Source organism: Streptomyces turgidiscabies Car8, from assembly GCF_000331005.1.
Classification (GTDB): Bacteria; Actinomycetota; Actinomycetes; order Streptomycetales; family Streptomycetaceae; genus Streptomyces; species Streptomyces turgidiscabies.
In genome coordinates, this window is record NZ_AEJB01000424.1 from 1 (window position 1) to 1,864 (window position 1,864).

Consider the following 1,864-nt stretch of genomic DNA (forward strand, 5'->3'; position numbering starts at 1 on the left):
CAGCCCGTCCGGCGTTTGAGGACAAGGCCCCTTCAGGGCCGAAGCGGGGGTCTGGGGGCGGTAGCCCCCAGGGATGGGACGGGTAGGGGCGGCGGGGGCGAAACAACCCGCCCACCACCTCGCGCCCGACAGCACCACCCAGCCCAAGGAGCCCCGATGTCGACCCCCACCCTCACCCGAGTCCGTATGGCCTACGCCCGCATAGCCGCCGTGGACCGCCCCGAGGTCTGGATCGACCTGCGCCCCCAGTCCGAGGCCGAGGCAGAAGCCACCCGCATCGACGAACGCCTCGCCGCAGGCGACCACCTCCCCCTCGCCGGCAGACTCTTCGCCGCCAAGGGCAACATCGACGTCCAGGGCCTCCCCACCACCGCCGGCTGCCCGGCCTACGCCTACCACCCCGAGGCCGACGCCCCGGTCGTCGCCCGCCTGCGGAACGCCGGCGCCCTCCTCCTCGGCACCACCAACCTCGACCAGTTCGCCACCGGCCTCGTCGGCACCCGCTCCCCCTACGGCGCCGTCCGCAACGCCCACGACCCCGCCCGTATCAGCGGCGGCTCCAGCTCCGGCTCCGCGACAGCCGTGACGCTGGGCCTCGTCGACTTCGCCCTCGGCACCGACACCGCGGGCTCAGGCCGCGTCCCCGCCGCCTTCAACGGCATCGTCGGCCTCAAGCCCACCCGGGGCCTGGTCCCCACCACCGGCGTCGTGCCGGCCTGTGCGTCCCTCGACTGTGTGACCGTCTTCGCCCGTACGCTCTCCGAGGCCGAGCAGGCACTCGCGCACATGGCGTCCCCGTCCGCCCGGGACCTCCCGCCCCTCCCCCAACGCGCCCCCGGCCCCTGGCGCGTGGCGGTCCCTCCGCTCGCCCAGCTCGGCGAACTCGACCCTGGCTGGGCGGAGGCGTACGAGGCGGCGGTGACGCAGCTGCGCGCCGCGGGTGTCTCCGTCCGCACGCTCGACCTCACGCCGTTCACCGAGGCCGCCGCGATGCTGTACCAGGGCGCGTTCGTCGCGGAGCGCTACACGGCAGTAGGTGCCTTTGTCGACAAGTTGCTCGCCGAGGGAGGCGAAGCGAGCGCGACCCTGGACCCCACTGTCGCCGGCATCATCACGCGCGCCCGCGACATCCCCGCCCACCAGCTCTACGCCGACCAGGAGCGGCTGACCGCCCTGCGCGCCGACGCCCTCGCCGAACTGGGCGACAGTGACGCTCTGCTGTTGCCAACAACCCCCGGTCACCCCACCCTCGCCGAGGTCGCCGCCGACCCGCTGGGCGCCAACGCCCGCCTGGGCCGGTTCACCAACTCCACCAACCTCTTCGACCAGGCCGCGGTCGCCGTACCCGCGGGCCAGGTGGACGGCCTTCCCTTCGGCGTGATGCTGATCGGCCCGGCGTTCACCGACGAACGACTCGCCACGATCGCCCGCCTGATGCAGCCCGAGGTCCGCCTGGCCGTGGTCGGAGCCCATCTCGCGGGCCAGCCGCTGAACCCTCAACTTCTCGCCCTGGGAGCCCGGTTGGAGCGGACGACCACGACAGCCCCCGTCTACCGGCTGCACGCCCTCGCCACGACCCCGCCGAAGCCGGGCCTGGTCCACGTCGGCGAAGGGGAAACCACCGGTGCGGCCATCGAGGCCGAGGTGTGGCGCCTGCCCGCCGAAGGCCTCGGTCACTTCCTCGCGGCCCTTCCCCGCCCGATGGCGCTGGGCCGCCTCGAACTCGCCGACGGCACCCACGTACCCGGCTTCCTGTGCGAACCGACCGCCCTCAAAGGCGCCGAGGACATCACGACGTACGGCGGCTGGCGCGCGTACCTGAACAGTCGCGTCTGACGGCCGCTCACACGCTCCGTGTGTGGGC

At 73.6% G+C, this 1,864-nt stretch carries 1 protein-coding gene; it reads left to right on the forward strand.

The window, feature by feature from the left end:
• Positions 1-156: 156 nt before the first annotated feature.
• Positions 157-1,836, forward strand: coding sequence for an allophanate hydrolase (gene atzF / locus STRTUCAR8_RS31410; RefSeq protein ID WP_044473221.1), 1,680 nt, complete (start codon positions 157-159; stop codon positions 1,834-1,836).
• Positions 1,837-1,864 lie beyond the last annotated feature (28 nt).